Genomic DNA, 14,053 nt, shown 5'->3' with positions numbered 1-14,053 from the left:
CAAATCAGGTGGTGCAGACAATGAAATATCGCGACGAAAACGATTCTCTGGGCTCGGTCAGGGTCCCGGAAGCTGCCTTGTGGGGCGCACAAACCCAACGTGCCAAGGAAAACTTTCCTCACCATGGTGGTGCCATGCCATGGCTGGTCATAGAAGCATTGGCTGTTATCAAAAAAGCGGCTGCCATTGCCAATGAACAGCTTGACCAACTGGATGGTCAGCAGAAAGCGCTGATCGTTAAAGCCTGTGATGAAGTGTTGGCACGAGAGCACGATGGGCAGTTTCCCCTGTCTATCTGGCAGAGTGGCAGCGGTACACAGGGCAACATGAACATGAACGAGGTGATTGCCAATCGTGCCAACGAATTGGCAGGGGGAAGTCGTGGCAGCAAAAGCCCTGTGCACCCCAATGATCATGTGAACTGTTCCCAATCTTCGAACGACGTGTTCCCCACTGCTATGCACCTGTCGGCACTATGGGCGGTGGAGCGAATACTACTTCCATCGCTGGTGAACCTACGGGATGCTTTACAAGGTAAAGCTGTCGAGTTTGAGGGCCTCTGGAAAGTGGGTCGCACACACCTGATGGATGCAGCACCGATGACACTGGGACAGGAGTTCGGTGGTTATGTCGCCCAGATTGAGGGAGTCATCGCCCAGCTAGAACGAGCCCGAGATGGGTTGTATTCGCTGGCGATTGGAGGCACTGCGGTTGGTACCGGACTGAACACCCCAGAGGGTTGGCAGGAAGCCGTCATAGGGCAGTTAAGACAGCTCTCAGGCCTGACGGTGACATCGGGGGACAACAAATTTGCTGCTCTGTCCAGTCACGGTCCTCTGTTGACGTTAAGTTCAGCGTTGCGCCTGTTTGCCTCTGAATTACTGGTCATTGGTAACAATTTGAGAATGTTGGCCAGCGGCCCAAGAGCCGGGCTGGGAGAACTCCAGCTACCCGCCAATGAGCCGGGCAGTTCGATTATGCCGGGTAAGGTCAACCCAACCCAAATCGAGTCAATCACCATGGTCGCCGTTCAAGTGATGGGCCTCGACAGTGCCGTGAACCTGGCCTGTACCCAAGGTCATCTGCAGTTGAATGTGTTCAAGCCGCTGATCATTCACAATGTTCTGCAAGCGATTGAGTTGCTGGCGGCCAGTTCCGGACATTTTGTTCGTCACTGCCTGGATGGCTTGACCTGCCATGAGCAACAGCTGGCTAATAATGTCGAATATTCACTGATGATTGTCACGGCACTGACGCCGACACTGGGTTATGACAAGGCAGCGGAAATTGCCAAGTATGCGCAGGCAAACAATCTCACCATTCGACAAGTCCTTGAGGAGCAGAAAATTCTTAGTGGCGAAGAGTTCGACCGCTTAATCAAACAGCATGTGTTGGTGGGCTAGGGGTGACCGGATGTTATTGGCTGGCTTCTTTTCTGGCTTCTTTTCTGGCTTCTTTTCTGGCTTCGTTTTGACCAAACCAGTGATTCACTTTTTCTCTGGCCCGCACCTTAACATCCTCATCAATGTAGTTACTGATGGTTGAGACGGCTGCCAGAATGGCTGCCAAATCATCGGTATAACCGGTGCCTGGGATAAAATCCGGAATAGTGTCGGTGGGAAGAATAAAATACGCCAGCGCACTGTAAACAGCGGCTTTCGCCCAGGTGGGTGTCTCAGGTCGGTGTGAAGCGTAGTAAAGCCAAAGGCTCTTTTCTACCAGCTCTTTACCTGCTGCTTTGGCAGCATGCTTCAGCTTGATCCAGAAATCTGTTCCTGAGTAGTGGTGTTTGGCGCCGACCTTTTTTAGTGATGTGCCTGTTTTGATGTTCATGGCTACAGGATTAGTCATGTACCGGAAAGAGTCAAAACCCTTTGGCGAACAATTGCCCGCAGCCTGGTCAGGTCTACATCTGCTCCATGACCTCAATGCCCAGTAAATCCAGTCCTCTGCACATGATGTCAGCGGTCAGGTGAGCAATAGCCAAACGGCTTTCACGGGTAGCTTCAGCGACATCCTCTTTGAGGATCGGGCAGTGTTCGTAGAACGCCATAAAATGGCTGGCCAGTTCATACAGGTAGTTACATAACACATGGGGGTGTGCTTCGCGGGCCAATTGATCGAGCACCTGGCCAAACTGCAACAGCTGCATGGAGAGCAACTTTTCATGGGGTGCCGCGATGCTGATTTGGCTGTTGATGGCGGCCTGTTCCAGTCCGGCACGACGGAAAATACTGCGTATTCGGGTATAGGCATACTGCAGGTAGGGGGCGGTATTGCCCTCAAAGCTCAGCATCGCATCCCAGTCAAAAATATAATCATTGGTGCGGGTTTTGCTGAGATCAGCATATTTCACTGCACCGATGCCGACTTTGCGGCCAATTGGCGCGATTTCCACGTCGGACAGCTGCGGATTCTTTTCTTTCACCAGCTTGCACGCCCGCTCCACGGCTTCCTGTAACAGGTCGGTGAGCTTTACCGTGCCGCCGCTGCGGGTTTTAAACGGTTTGCCGTCCTTGCCCATCATGGTGCCAAAAGGGTGGTGTTCCAGCGATACCTCATCAGCGACGAAGCCGGCTTTTTTGGCCAGTGTGAAGACCTGCTTCATGTGCAGGGATTGCCGGGCATCAATAAAGTAGAGGATACGATCGGCGTGCAATTGACGACTGCGAAAGCGCAGGGCGGCCAGGTCCGTCGTGGCATAGAGGTAGCCGCCACCAGACTTCTGAATAATCACTGGGCTGGGGTTGCCTTTTTTATCCGCCAGCTCTTCCAGAAAAACCACTTGGGCTCCCTGGTCTTCTACCGCCAGTTGTAGTCTCTGCAAATCGGCGACAACATTGGCCAGGTCGTCGTTATAGGCGCTTTCCGGGCGAATATCCGTATGCTTCAGGGTGACATTCAGGCACTCGTAAACAGCTTCGCTGTGGGCCACAGAAATATCGATAAACTGCTGCCATAACGCACGGCAGTGCTCGTCTCCCGACTGTAGTTTCACCACGTAGTTACGAGCTTTTTCCGCGAAGGCCGGGTCGTCGTCAAAGTGTTTTTTGGCCTGCTGATAAAATACTTCCAGGTCACCCAGTGCCAGTTCGGGCCTTTCACCTTCACCGAGGTGCTCCTCAAGCTCAGCGATCAGCATGCCAAACTGTGTACCCCAATCGCCCATGTGGTTCTGGCGGATTACCTGGTGGCCAAGAAACTCCAGTGTGCGGGCCACAGCATCACCGATGATGGTGCTACGCAGGTGCCCCACATGCATTTCCTTGGCGAGGTTGGGGGAAGAGTAATCGACGACAATGGTCTGGGCTGGTGGAATTTCTACCCCCAAGTATTGATCGTTACGCAGCTGTTGAAGCTGTGCCGATACAAATTCATTGGAGAGGTGGATGTTGATAAATCCCGGGCCCGCGATTTCCACGTTACCGGCAATCCCTGACAGGTCGAGGTGTTCAATAATCTGTGAGGCCAGTTCTCGGGGATTGGATTTAAGCTGCTTGGCCGCCGCCATGGCGCCGTTGGCCTGAAAGTCACCGAATTCAGGGCGTGTGCTGACAGTGATGTTAGCGGGGCAGGTGCTCGGAATTCCGGCTGCAGACATAGCAGCCAGGACCCGTTGTTCAAGCAGGGCTTTGATAGTCATAAGCAGAACAGACGTGATATCGAAAGGGAAAGCGCGATTGTAGTCTCCCAAACGTAAAATGCCAGTGCAGTTGCTATTATTGATGCAACAGGGCGCCGCCAGTATAGTCAGTTGATTGGCATTCCCGGCATTTCAGTTGTGGGAAACTGCCGCCAGGATCAGGGGTAATGGATGAATGAGCCACTTTTGCAAGAAGGGTTGAGCCTGTTGCTCTACGGGATGGGAACAGTCATTGTTTTTTTGACCTTGCTGGTTGCTGTCACGGTCTTAATGTCGACGCTGATCAAACACTTTTCTCCAACCGTTGACGAGCCACAGGCTTTAACACAACAGAATGTCAGCGCAGTGGATGAACGGGTGCTGGCCATCATTCAGCAGGCCATTAATCAGCATCGTCGACACTGACACCATGTCAACATCTGAAAAACAGTATTACTGAGGGCCGGTTTTCATGTCAGAGCAATCGAAGCCGTTGGGCATCACAGAACTGGTATTAAGGGATGCACATCAGTCGTTATTTGCTACGCGTCTGCGTATTGACGATATGCTGCCTATTGCTGAAAAGCTTGATCGAGTTGGCTTCTGGTCACTGGAGACCTGGGGTGGGGCTACCTTTGATGCCTGTATACGCTACTTGGGGGAAGATCCCTGGGATCGACTTCGAGAGCTGAAACGGGCGATGCCCAATACCCCTCAACAGATGCTACTTCGTGGTCAGAATATTCTCGGTTATCGCCATTATGCTGATGATGTGGTGGAAAAATTTGTTGAGAGGGCAGCGTTCAACGGAATAGATGTGTTCCGTGTGTTTGATGCCATGAACGACTTGCGCAACCTGACAACCGCTGTCGGTGCTGTGAAGCAACAGGGCAAACACGCCCAGGGGACTATTTCCTACACGGTCAGTCCGGTGCATACACTAGATCACTGGGTCGATATGGGGCGGGCGATTGAAGATATGGGTGCAGATTCTATCTGTATCAAGGATATGGCCGGCTTGTTGAAGCCCTATGTGGGGCTTCAGTTGGTCACCCGACTCAAGCAAAGTTGCGATATCCCTATCCACCTGCACTGTCATGCCACCACCGGCCTGTCCACGGCGACCATTGTTAAATGCGTGGAAGCTGGGGTAGATAATGTCGACACAGCCATTTCCTCGATGTCGATGACCTATGGGCATTCACCCACAGAATCTATTGTTGAAATTTTTAACGGCACCATGAGGCAGACGGGCATCGATATTCGGGAGCTGGAAGAAATCGCAGCTTATTTCAGGCAGGTGCGAAAGAAATATGCGTCTTTTGAAGGATCCCTGCGTGGGGTGGATTCACGCATCCTGCTGGCCCAGGTACCTGGCGGCATGCTCACCAATATGGAGAGCCAGCTGCGCGAACAGGGTGCAGAGGATCGATTTGATGAGGTTTTACAGGAAATCCCCCGTGTCAGGGAGGACTTGGGATATATCCCACTGGTAACGCCTACGTCGCAGATTGTCGGCAGTCAGGCAGTGATTAACGTCCTCAGTGGTGAACGTTACAAAACCATATCCAAGGAAACCTGTGGTGTATTGCGGGGTGAATACGGGGCCACGCCAGCAGCCGTGAATGTGGAGTTACAGGCACGCGTTCTGGATGGCGATGACCCGATCACCTGCCGCCCGGCAGATCTGCTATCTCCAGAGCTAGACAATCTGACCAGTGAGTTACTAGTTGCAGTAGAAGAGAGCAACACAGAGATTGTTGAGGGTGAACGCCGGGTGGAAGATGTGCTGATCTATGCCCTGTTTCCCCAGGCAGGCCTGCGGTTTTTACAAAACAGGGGGGATCCCGAAGCCTTTGAACTAGAGCTGACCGAAGCTACCGGAAAGCAAAAAGCCTGTGAGGGCGAAGCCACCTATACCGTCACTCTGGAAGGTGTGAGTTATACCGTGGTTGTTGCTGAGGGTGGCGATATATCGGGCATTGTACCTGTCGGCCATGCTGGCGATATGTCTGGTGGTGGACAGACCGCCGATCTGGTCAAGGCTCCATTGGCTGGTGCCATCATTCGGGTACTGGTTTCTCCGGGGCAGCAGGTTGCGAGCGGGGAAGCATTACTGGTGCTGGAAGCAATGAAAATGGAGACTACGGTCAGTGCCACCCGGGATGGCGTGGTTGCCGAAGTGTTGGTAAAAGCTGGTGACTCCGTGGCTGTCGGTGACTGTCTTGTTACCCTCGCGTGAATGGTGTTGCGTGTTAAGCGTTGTTGAGTTGCAACCTCTGGTTTCCGGGAAACATTGAGATGGAACGATTAAACAACTTGTGGCTGGATTCTGGGGTTGGCCAACTGTCCCCGGGGCAGGGCATCATGATACTGGTGGGGCTGTTATTGCTTTACTTGGCCATTCGGCGGGGGTTTGAGCCACTGTTACTGGTGCCAATCGGTTTTGGTACAGTGCTGGTCAATATTCCCGGAGCGGGCTTTGATACAGCGCCTGTTTATGATGCCCTCGGGCATATGCAACAACCCGGTGGATTGTTGTACTACATCTACGAAGCGGGTATTGCCACCGGTATTTTTCCATTACTGATTTTCATGGGCGTGGGGGCGATGACGGACTTCGGTCCCATGTTGGCTAACCCAAAAACGTTGTTTTTGGGGGCGGCAGCCCAGGTTGGTATTTTTGCCACGGTATTGGGTGCCATCGGCCTCAGTCACTTTGGGGTTCTCGAGTTTAGCCTGAGGGATGCGGCATCCATCGGCATTATCGGCGGGGCGGACGGACCGACGGCCATTTACGTAACGAGCCTGTTATCGCCAGATTTATTGGGAGCCATCGCTGTGGCGGCCTATTCCTACATGGCGCTGGTACCCATCATTCAACCGCCCATTATGAAACTGCTCACTACGAAAAAAGAACGCGCCATCCGCATGGAGCAGCTCCGTCCCGTTTCCCAGCGTGAAAAAATCATTTTTCCGCTGATCCTACTGATCCTGGTAGCCCTGCTGCTACCCAGCGCCGCGCCGCTGTTGGGTATGTTCTGTCTGGGGAACCTGATGCGGGAGTGTGGTGTGGTGGCACGCCTCAGTGATACTGCCCAGAATGCCCTGATCAACACGGTGACGATCTTTCTGGGGTTGGGGGTAGGCTCGAAGATGAGTGCTGAAAAATTCCTCAATGCGGAAACCCTGGGGATTCTGCTGTTGGGAATTGTTGCTTTTGCCATTGGTACGGCAGCGGGTGTGCTTATGGCCAAGGTGATGAATCTGTTGAGCAAACATCCCATCAACCCCCTGATCGGTTCAGCAGGTGTGTCAGCCGTACCCATGGCTGCGCGGGTTTCCAATAAAATGGGATTGCAATCAGATCCGCACAATTACCTGCTGATGCATGCCATGGGTCCTAATGTGGCAGGGGTTATCGGCTCTGCAGTAGCCGCCGGTGTTATGATCACGCTAGTAGGCGGTTAAGGTTGTACAAAAGAGGTAACGATGAGCGTTAAGCAAACGATTGAAGACAAAATACAGCGGGCACTTAGCCCGGATCATCTTGAGGTGATCAATGAGAGCCATATGCATTCCGTGCCACCCAATTCCGAAACCCATTTCAAGCTGGTGATTGTCACCAGTGCTTTTGAGGGACAGAGACAAGTGCAGCGTCACCAACAGGTCTATCGCCTGCTGGGTGATGAGTTGGACGCGGGGGTTCACGCTCTGGCATTGCATACTTACTTACCTGGTGAATGGGCTGCACGTGCCCAGGCGCCTGATTCACCCCAGTGCCTGGGGGGTGGCAAGTCAGGCTGATATGCCTTTTCCCTGACAAGCTGATCAGGCGAAAATTCTTGTGTAAAGTAGTGAGCAATAATCAATACAACAATCTGAGGAAAACCATGAAATTTGTCAAAACACTCATGATAACTGCGGCAATTGCCGTATCTCCGCTGCTGATGGCCGGTGAAACTCCCGCGCCTGAGGCTGCCAAGGCTTATATTATTTCACCAGCCGACGGGGCAACGGTCACCAGTCCGGTTACCGTGCAATTTGGTCTCAGTGGCATTGGTGTGGCACCAGCGGGCGTTGAAAAAGCTAAAACCGGTCACCACCACCTATTGATTGATGTGGCAGAGCTGCCGGCAATGGATAGCCCGATACCGGCCGATGATCATCACAAGCATTTTGGGGGTGGGCAGACCGAGGTGACTATTGAGTTGGCTCCGGGTAAACATACACTGCAGCTGCTTCTTGGAGACCATCACCATATCCCCCACAACCCCCCAGTGTTGTCGGAACTGGTGACAATCACTGTCAATTGATCTAGCTCAATTGGGTGGCCTCATTTACTTAATCCAGATCAAGTTCGGTAAGTACCCAAGCTGATTTACTACTCCCATGTTTTAGGTGTTACCCCACGGGAGAAAGTAAATGAAAAAGCAAAAAGTATTATCACTGGCCATTAATACAGTTTTGGCGGGCTCTTTGTTGATGGGAGCAACAGCGGCCATGGCTTATGAGCCGGGCGATTTTATTGTGCGTGCTGGTGCAGCTAACGTTGATCCAAATGATGATAGCGATGCTCTCAAGCTTGACGGTGCAACATTACCTGGCACAGAGGTTGAAGTTGATGATGATACTCAGCTGGGTATTACCTTCACTTATATGCTTACCGATCATTTGGGTCTTGGCCTCTTGGCGGCTACCCCCTTTGAGCACGACATCAAAGCTGACCTCACAGGCATAGGTGCCGGCAAAGTGGATGCGGGCTCAACTAAGCACCTGCCACCAACATTGACCCTGCAGTACTTCCCGATGGCGTCTGATTCTAAATTCCAGCCCTACATCGGTGCCGGTATCAACTACACCAATTTCTTTGATGAAGAAGTGGATAGTGAACTCGAAACTCTTTTGGGCCACGGAAGCATGGAATTGGATGCTTCCTGGGGGTTAGCTTTCCAAGCAGGTATGGATTATATGATTAATGAACATTGGTTGATTAACGCCAGTGTTTGGTATCTTGATATCGATACTGATGCCAAAATCGATACTGCTGCTGGTGTAGTTAAGACCGAGGTGGATATCGATCCTTGGGTTTATATGATTGGTGTTGGTTACAAATTTTAAGTCAGTCTTGTAGACAAAAAAAGCCGGGCAGATGCCCGGCTTTTTTGTTGAAGTATTCAGTTGGCAAGCTGCCTCAGTTTTTCCAGATCAAGTACTTCAATTTCTTTCTTGTCCACCAGTAGCATGTCCTGTTTCTGGAAACGGCCAAACACCCGGCTAACCGTTTCGACGGTCAGGCCAAGGTAGTTACCGATGTCCGCTCGCGACATAGGGAGACGGAAGCGTGTAGGGGATAGCTTGCGACGCAGATTGCGGTTGGAAATACTAATCAACAGCGTTGCCACACGCTCTTCGGCGCTGTTTTTGCTGAGCAGGGTGATCAGGTGCTGGTCGTTGGTGATTTCCATGCTCATTAGTTGGAAAAAATGTCGTTGCAGGGTAGGAATGGCGATACTCAACTCTTGCAGCCGATTAAAGGGAATCTCACAGACAGATGATGTTTCCATGGCGGTGGCAGAGTTGGTATAGCGATTTTGACCGATGCCGTCCATACCGAAAATTTCACCAGGAAGATGGAAGCCGGTGACTTGTTCAACACCATCATTGCTAACGGTATAGCTTTTGATAGAGCCGCTGCGCACTGCATAAACAGAGCGGAACTCTTCGCCAGCCCTGTATATGTGATTGTCGCGTTGAAGTGGACGGCCGCGCTGAACAATTTCATCGAGGCGCTCTACTTCCTTTGCTTGAAGGGCTAATGGCAAACAGAGAGCATTCATGCGGCAATCGCCACAATTTACTTCACTATTGTGTGGGCACTTTGCATCCATGGAAATGATCACGTGTGGTATTAGCCAGGGATTATATAGCTGATTACCCTATAGGTCATCTGGATGAAAGTTTGAGGGGTTGTCTCAGAGGCTCTGTAGTTCCTGGCAGAATTGTGTCAGATGGTTCAGGCCGTTTTCCGCCAGTATCAGGGCATTTTTATGCCGGTTTAACCAAGCCAGTTTCTCCGCTTTTGCTATTACCTCGTGGATGTTTTCAGAAATCCTGGCTGTAGCCGTGATGGATTGTTCGGGCAGACAGTGATAGCAAAGGAGCTGGTCAACCAGTTTCCAAGCTAGGGTCTTTTCATGGCCTTCAGCGTAGGAGGCGCTGAAACTGATGGGGAGCTGATTGTTGCGAATGGCATCGCGGTATTGGTGTGATGACAAGTGGTTCTGATAATAACCACTACCCAGTTTTCCTAAAGCATCAACCCCGACACCCAGCCAGTCGCCCAATTGACGTTGGCATAAACCCCAAGGTGTATATTGCAGGTCTGATTGTTTCTTAAGCGATAACAGCATGTGATCAGCAGGAACAAAAAAACGGTCCCCCAATAGGTGATATCCCTGAACACTGAAATGATCTGCAAGTGATGCCAGTGTTACAGAACCGTCCATCTCATCGAGGCCCTGTATTTCAATCATGCGTGGAAGATGGGTTATCAGCGTATCGAGCCAGCAGATGAGAGTATCCGGGTCAGTATTTGCGATATCGATTCGGTAACGACACTCCTGGAAATCATATTCATCGATGAGTGACAGAATCTGTGAGATTTTCTGCTTTTTGGGTGGCAGGGATGTATTCAGGGAAAAGGTCAGATGGTTGAAACGCAGACCCTTCATCAAGGCAAGATTGCCCGGAGTAATATCGCTTGGCTGGCACTCAAACCCATATTCTTCTGAGCCGCCTGGCTCTCTGGAAAAAAGCTGGTGAGTATAAAAAGCCAGTTCGGCTAGTTCGCCAGCTTTCATGGTCAACAGCGGTTTGCCGCGAAACCATATTTTTGTCAGACGTCGATGCTGGAAATGTTTTGCGTAAAAACCAATCTCACGAGTGAGCAAGTCGACATAGTCAGGATAGGGCTCATTGGGGAAAAATAGATTCAGGGCAATAGGGCTGGCAAAGGGGTGGTCATCAAACAACTTTCCTTGGGCGCAGGTAAGCAATGGCTTAAATACCTCTGCTTCCATTGGCGAGTGAGCGTGGAAGGCGCCAGTTGAGTTTTCATTGCTGTACATGTTCCCTTGCCCGTGATGTTTCTGCGGGGATTGGGTAACACTAACCCCAGCTCGCGGATTGACAGTTGATATGCGTCAAACCGGTGTGGAATTTCAGCCCTGGCTAATTCGGCAGGTGCCAGTTTTTTATACAAGCCTGTCTTCAGGGAAATAGGCAAAGCGTCATTAATTGGATGAAAATGGAAGCGTTGCTCCTTTCCATAATTGCTTAAGACGAACATCGCGACCACAGCCATTCCTGTAGTAGTGGTATTTCAGCGGGTTCTTCATGTAGTAATCCTGATGGTAACTTTCCGCAGGGAAAAACGTTTTCACGGGTAGTATTCGGGTAACGATGTCCTTGTTGAACAGGTAGCTATCGGTCAGTGCCTGTTTGGATGCTCTTGCGGCCTTTTCTTGCGCTTCGTTGAGATAAAAGATAGCGCTTAAATACTGGCTGCCGCGGTCACAGAACTGACCTTTGCTATTCAGCGGATCAATATTCGTCCAGAAGGTTACCAATAACTGCTGGTAAGTGATCATTTCTGGATCGTAAGTGACTTCTACTGCTTCAAAATGGCCGCTTTGACCGGAGGATACTTCACGGTAGGTGGGGTTTTCCTTGCTGCCACCGGTATATCCGGAGACCGTGGTAATGACACCCTCCAGCTTGTCAAAAGGCGGCTCCATGCACCAGAAACAACCACCGGCAAAGATGGCTTTTTCGGTGGCTGAAAAGGCCAGAGAAGAGTGGACGATAATAGCTAATATGAGTACGGCACGAACGCGCATAATTCCTAACCATGGATGTTGATGATCTGTAAGTCTGTTTGACCCGAATCGAGGAACAGGGTTCAACGGCTTCGCTGGGTGCTAAAGGCATTTGACCACTTACGGGTTAACCGTTTTGCCGCTATGATCGCGATATCGTTCAGGGTGCTGGTATGTCGTACATCAGTTTGTTGCAGGCGTTCTCCGAGGATATTTTCCCGAAGGATTACCGCCAGGCCTGTGATTTATGGCAAGAAGCCCTCCACAGACTATCCGCCACTCACCACCAGAATGATTTCACCCTGGACCATGTTCAGGAGCTGCGATGCCAAACGGCTTGGGTTGGCCCTGACGCTGCTCCCAAAGTTCTGGTGCTGATCAGTGGTACACATGGTGTGGAGGGGTATGCGGGCAGTGCCGTGGAGCTGGATTGTCTTCGCCAGCTGGATACCGGTCTGTTGCATTTGCCCCCCGATACGGCTCTGCTACTGATTCATGCACTTAATCCCTGGGGTTACGCCAATTACCGCCGCTGTGACGACCAGGGTATTGACGTTAACAGAAACTTTATCGATTTCACCCAACCTCTACCCGAGAACCCTGGGTACCTGGAGCTTCAACCCTTGTTGGGGATTGTTGATAGCGCAGTACGGGAACGTGCTATCCACAGCTTTCGTAATAGAGTGGGGCAGCGGGAGTATGAAATTGCCTATAGTGGCGGTCAGTACGCCGACCCCGATGGACCGTTTTATGGTGGTTCAGGCCCCAGCTTCAGTCGCGAAGTGATTGAGGGTTTGATCAATGGGTTCAGACTGTCAGAAAGGCAGTTGGCGGTCATTGACGTTCATACGGGTCTGGGACCTTATGGATACGGTGAGGTGATCTGTGATCATCCCGCGGATAGCGGTTCCGTTCGCACCGCCAGGCAATGGTTTGGTCCGGGTTGTGGGCTACCGGATCGGGGAACATCCTGCTCGGTCCCCAAGCTCGGTTTGTTGGATTACGGATGGCATAAGGTGATGGGGAGCGAGAGCTGTTTTGTAACACTGGAATTTGGCACCTTGGGCACAGATTCACTATTTGCCGTGTTACATGATGAGGCTTGTGCCTGGCGCGGAGGAGTTCCAGATGCCTTGTCCAAAGATGAAGCCGGGGCGCGAATGGAGGCTCATTTTAATCCTCAGGATATTGGCTGGCGTGAGGCTGTGATTTTCAGAGCACGACAGGTCATACAGCAGGCCTTTCAGGGTCTTTCGGGAAACTCGGGAGCAGCGAAATGAATTCAGATGTAAAGTTCCGGCCTGCAGCAGGGTCGGATCTGGCTGCCTTGTTGCGTCTGGAAAAAATCTGCTTTACCAGCGATCGACTCAGTCGACGCAGCTTTCGGCACTGGATTCAGGTGGATCACTGCGCGTTCATCGTGGCGGAAGCCGATTCCCAGCTGGTGGGGTACAGCCTGATCATTTTCTTTCGAGGTACAGCGCTGGCCCGGCTGTATTCCATCGCCATTGACCCGTCGTTCAGGAGCTTTGGCATTGGCAGAAAACTGATGGAGGAGGGCGAAAAGCTGAGCAAAGCAGCAGGCAGAGTATTTTTGCGACTGGAAGTGAATGTCGACAATGCTGCGGCCATCGCTCTTTATAATTCCCTGGGTTATCAGCCCTTTGGTATTTACCGCAACTATTACGAGGACAGCCATGATGCGCTTCGCATGCAGAAGTGCATACGCACGGTGCCGCCCGTAGCAGAAAACCGGGCGATACCCTGGATACCCCAGACAACCAATTTTACCTGTGGCCCTGCAGCATTGATGATGGCCATGCGAGGCCTGTCCAAATCCTATAGCCCGAATCAGCATGAGGAGTTACAGATCTGGCGTGAAGCAACCACGATATTTATGACGTCCGGGCATGGAGGCTGTCATCCGGTGGGCCTTGCTCTGGCAGCCAAGCAGCGGGGTTACGGTGTAAAGGTGTGGCTCAATCGTGATACCACACTGTTTGTGGACAGTGTCCGGGATGAAAACAAAAAGCGGGTGATTGAACTGGTACACCAAGAGTTTGTGTCCCAGGCAAAAAAGCAGTCCATCAAGATCCGCTACCGGGATTTCCGCCATACTGACCTGATCAATGAATTCAGGAAGGGCAATATCCCAATTATCCTCATCAGCACCTACCGCATGGACGGGCGCAAGGCCCCACACTGGGTGACCATGAGTGGTTTTGATGAAGATTGTATCTATGTCCATGACCCCGATCCAAACCCGGACGAGCAGAGTGCCAGTGGCATTGATAATCAGCACCTGCCAATTGCCAATGAAGATTTTTTGAAAATGTCACGATTTGGGCGAAACCCGATTCGAACAGCGTTGATACTCAATAAACCCTAAAAGCCCTCCGTCTCGCGATAATCTCCTGCCGAAACCAGCATTAGGTGCTAAAAATAAGGGTGTATTCTGTGGGGACTTTGCCATTGCCGCCTCTTAGTCTCGTGGTGAAAAAGTGGTTATTGTCCTGTCACCCCAGGTGATAGGACTATCATCCCGATTCCG

At 51.5% G+C, this 14,053-nt stretch carries 14 protein-coding genes; 9 read left to right on the top strand and 5 right to left on the bottom strand.

Translation table 11 applies throughout. The features are described 5' to 3' along the window. Positions 1-20 precede the first annotated feature (20 nt). Positions 21-1,403, top strand: a complete 1,383-nt coding sequence (locus Q8A57_RS00510) for a class II fumarate hydratase (RefSeq protein ID WP_305168962.1) — start codon at positions 21-23, stop codon at positions 1,401-1,403. A 13-nt stretch (positions 1,404-1,416) separates the two neighbouring features. Here the strand turns inward: Q8A57_RS00510 and Q8A57_RS00505 are convergent, their stop codons facing one another. Then, a complete protein-coding gene (locus Q8A57_RS00505) occupies positions 1,417-1,851 on the bottom strand; it encodes a YkvA family protein (protein ID WP_305168961.1) in 435 nt (144 codons plus the stop codon). 55 nt (positions 1,852-1,906) lie between these two features. After that, complete coding sequence (argS, locus tag Q8A57_RS00500) at positions 1,907-3,643, bottom strand: arginine--tRNA ligase (protein ID WP_305168960.1); 1,737 nt, start codon at positions 3,641-3,643, stop codon at positions 1,907-1,909. Positions 3,644-3,814: 171 nt separating this feature from the next. On the opposite strand from argS, the gene Q8A57_RS00495 reads away from it, so the two are divergent. From Q8A57_RS00495 to Q8A57_RS00470, 6 genes are all read left to right on the top strand, one after another. Continuing rightward, positions 3,815-4,048, top strand: a complete 234-nt coding sequence (locus Q8A57_RS00495) for an OadG family protein (RefSeq protein WP_305168959.1) — start codon at positions 3,815-3,817, stop codon at positions 4,046-4,048. Positions 4,049-4,094: 46 nt separating this feature from the next. Further along, on the top strand, positions 4,095-5,864 hold the full coding sequence (oadA, locus tag Q8A57_RS00490) for a sodium-extruding oxaloacetate decarboxylase subunit alpha (protein ID WP_305168958.1): 1,770 nt from the start codon (positions 4,095-4,097) through the stop codon (positions 5,862-5,864). A gap of 59 nt (positions 5,865-5,923) precedes the next feature. Next, positions 5,924-7,093: a sodium ion-translocating decarboxylase subunit beta gene (locus Q8A57_RS00485; protein ID WP_305168957.1), complete on the top strand. Its 1,170-nt coding sequence runs from the start codon at positions 5,924-5,926 to the stop codon at positions 7,091-7,093. 21 nt (positions 7,094-7,114) lie between these two features. After that, positions 7,115-7,429 carry a BolA family protein gene (locus Q8A57_RS00480; RefSeq protein WP_305168956.1) on the top strand — a complete coding sequence of 105 codons (315 nt, stop codon included), beginning with the start codon at positions 7,115-7,117 and terminating at the stop codon, positions 7,427-7,429. Between the two features lie 86 nt (positions 7,430-7,515). Beyond that, positions 7,516-7,938 (top strand): DUF4399 domain-containing protein, encoded by a 423-nt coding sequence (locus tag Q8A57_RS00475; RefSeq protein ID WP_305168955.1) that lies wholly within the window; start codon positions 7,516-7,518, stop codon positions 7,936-7,938. A 109-nt stretch (positions 7,939-8,047) separates the two neighbouring features. Next, positions 8,048-8,743, top strand: coding sequence for an OmpW/AlkL family protein (locus Q8A57_RS00470; protein ID WP_305168954.1), 696 nt, complete (start codon positions 8,048-8,050; stop codon positions 8,741-8,743). A 56-nt stretch (positions 8,744-8,799) separates the two neighbouring features. Here the strand turns inward: Q8A57_RS00470 and fnr are convergent, their stop codons facing one another. From fnr to msrA, 3 genes are all read right to left on the bottom strand, one after another. Beyond that, the gene (gene fnr, locus Q8A57_RS00465) at positions 8,800-9,513 is read right to left on the bottom strand and encodes a fumarate/nitrate reduction transcriptional regulator Fnr (RefSeq protein ID WP_305168953.1); all 714 of its coding nucleotides are present in this window, start codon (positions 9,511-9,513) and stop codon (positions 8,800-8,802) included. Between the two features lie 84 nt (positions 9,514-9,597). After that, positions 9,598-10,752, bottom strand: a complete 1,155-nt coding sequence (locus Q8A57_RS00460; protein ID WP_305168952.1) for a hypothetical protein — start codon at positions 10,750-10,752, stop codon at positions 9,598-9,600. Between the two features lie 165 nt (positions 10,753-10,917). After that, positions 10,918-11,523: a peptide-methionine (S)-S-oxide reductase MsrA gene (gene msrA, locus Q8A57_RS00455; RefSeq protein WP_305168951.1), complete on the bottom strand. Its 606-nt coding sequence runs from the start codon at positions 11,521-11,523 to the stop codon at positions 10,918-10,920. Between the two features lie 152 nt (positions 11,524-11,675). Between msrA and Q8A57_RS00450 the strand changes: the two genes are divergently transcribed. Beyond that, on the top strand, positions 11,676-12,782 hold the full coding sequence (locus Q8A57_RS00450) for a DUF2817 domain-containing protein (RefSeq protein ID WP_305168950.1): 1,107 nt from the start codon (positions 11,676-11,678) through the stop codon (positions 12,780-12,782). Then, positions 12,779-13,891, top strand: coding sequence for a peptidase C39 family protein (locus Q8A57_RS00445; protein WP_305168949.1), 1,113 nt, complete (start codon positions 12,779-12,781; stop codon positions 13,889-13,891). The genes Q8A57_RS00450 and Q8A57_RS00445 overlap by 4 nt, the downstream gene beginning before the upstream one ends. Positions 13,892-14,053: the final 162 nt, after the last annotated feature.

The organism is Porticoccus litoralis (assembly GCF_030676955.1).
Taxonomy (GTDB): Bacteria; Pseudomonadota; Gammaproteobacteria; order Pseudomonadales; family Porticoccaceae; genus Porticoccus; species Porticoccus litoralis.
Note: the sequence above shows the minus strand (reverse complement) of the source record. Positions and strands in the feature narration are given on the sequence as shown.

Excerpts from the sequence above, each read along its gene's own strand:
- Q8A57_RS00480 (WP_305168956.1), top strand. The coding sequence starts at position 7,115 with ATGAGCGTTAAGCAAACGATTGAAGACAAAATACAGCGGGCACTTAGC.
- msrA (WP_305168951.1), bottom strand. The coding sequence starts at position 11,523 with ATGCGCGTTCGTGCCGTACTCATATTAGCTATTATCGTCCACTCTTCT.
- Q8A57_RS00485 (WP_305168957.1), top strand. The coding sequence starts at position 5,924 with ATGGAACGATTAAACAACTTGTGGCTGGATTCTGGGGTTGGCCAACTG.
- Q8A57_RS00460 (WP_305168952.1), bottom strand. The coding sequence starts at position 10,752 with ATGTACAGCAATGAAAACTCAACTGGCGCCTTCCACGCTCACTCGCCA.
- Q8A57_RS00510 (WP_305168962.1), top strand. The coding sequence starts at position 21 with ATGAAATATCGCGACGAAAACGATTCTCTGGGCTCGGTCAGGGTCCCG.
- Q8A57_RS00495 (WP_305168959.1), top strand. The coding sequence starts at position 3,815 with ATGAATGAGCCACTTTTGCAAGAAGGGTTGAGCCTGTTGCTCTACGGG.
- Q8A57_RS00475 (WP_305168955.1), top strand. The coding sequence starts at position 7,516 with ATGAAATTTGTCAAAACACTCATGATAACTGCGGCAATTGCCGTATCT.
- Q8A57_RS00505 (WP_305168961.1), bottom strand. The coding sequence starts at position 1,851 with ATGACTAATCCTGTAGCCATGAACATCAAAACAGGCACATCACTAAAA.
- fnr (WP_305168953.1), bottom strand. The coding sequence starts at position 9,513 with ATGGATGCAAAGTGCCCACACAATAGTGAAGTAAATTGTGGCGATTGC.
- Q8A57_RS00470 (WP_305168954.1), top strand. The coding sequence starts at position 8,048 with ATGAAAAAGCAAAAAGTATTATCACTGGCCATTAATACAGTTTTGGCG.
- oadA (WP_305168958.1), top strand. The coding sequence starts at position 4,095 with ATGTCAGAGCAATCGAAGCCGTTGGGCATCACAGAACTGGTATTAAGG.
- argS (WP_305168960.1), bottom strand. The coding sequence starts at position 3,643 with ATGACTATCAAAGCCCTGCTTGAACAACGGGTCCTGGCTGCTATGTCT.
- Q8A57_RS00445 (WP_305168949.1), top strand. The coding sequence starts at position 12,779 with ATGAATTCAGATGTAAAGTTCCGGCCTGCAGCAGGGTCGGATCTGGCT.
- Q8A57_RS00450 (WP_305168950.1), top strand. The coding sequence starts at position 11,676 with ATGTCGTACATCAGTTTGTTGCAGGCGTTCTCCGAGGATATTTTCCCG.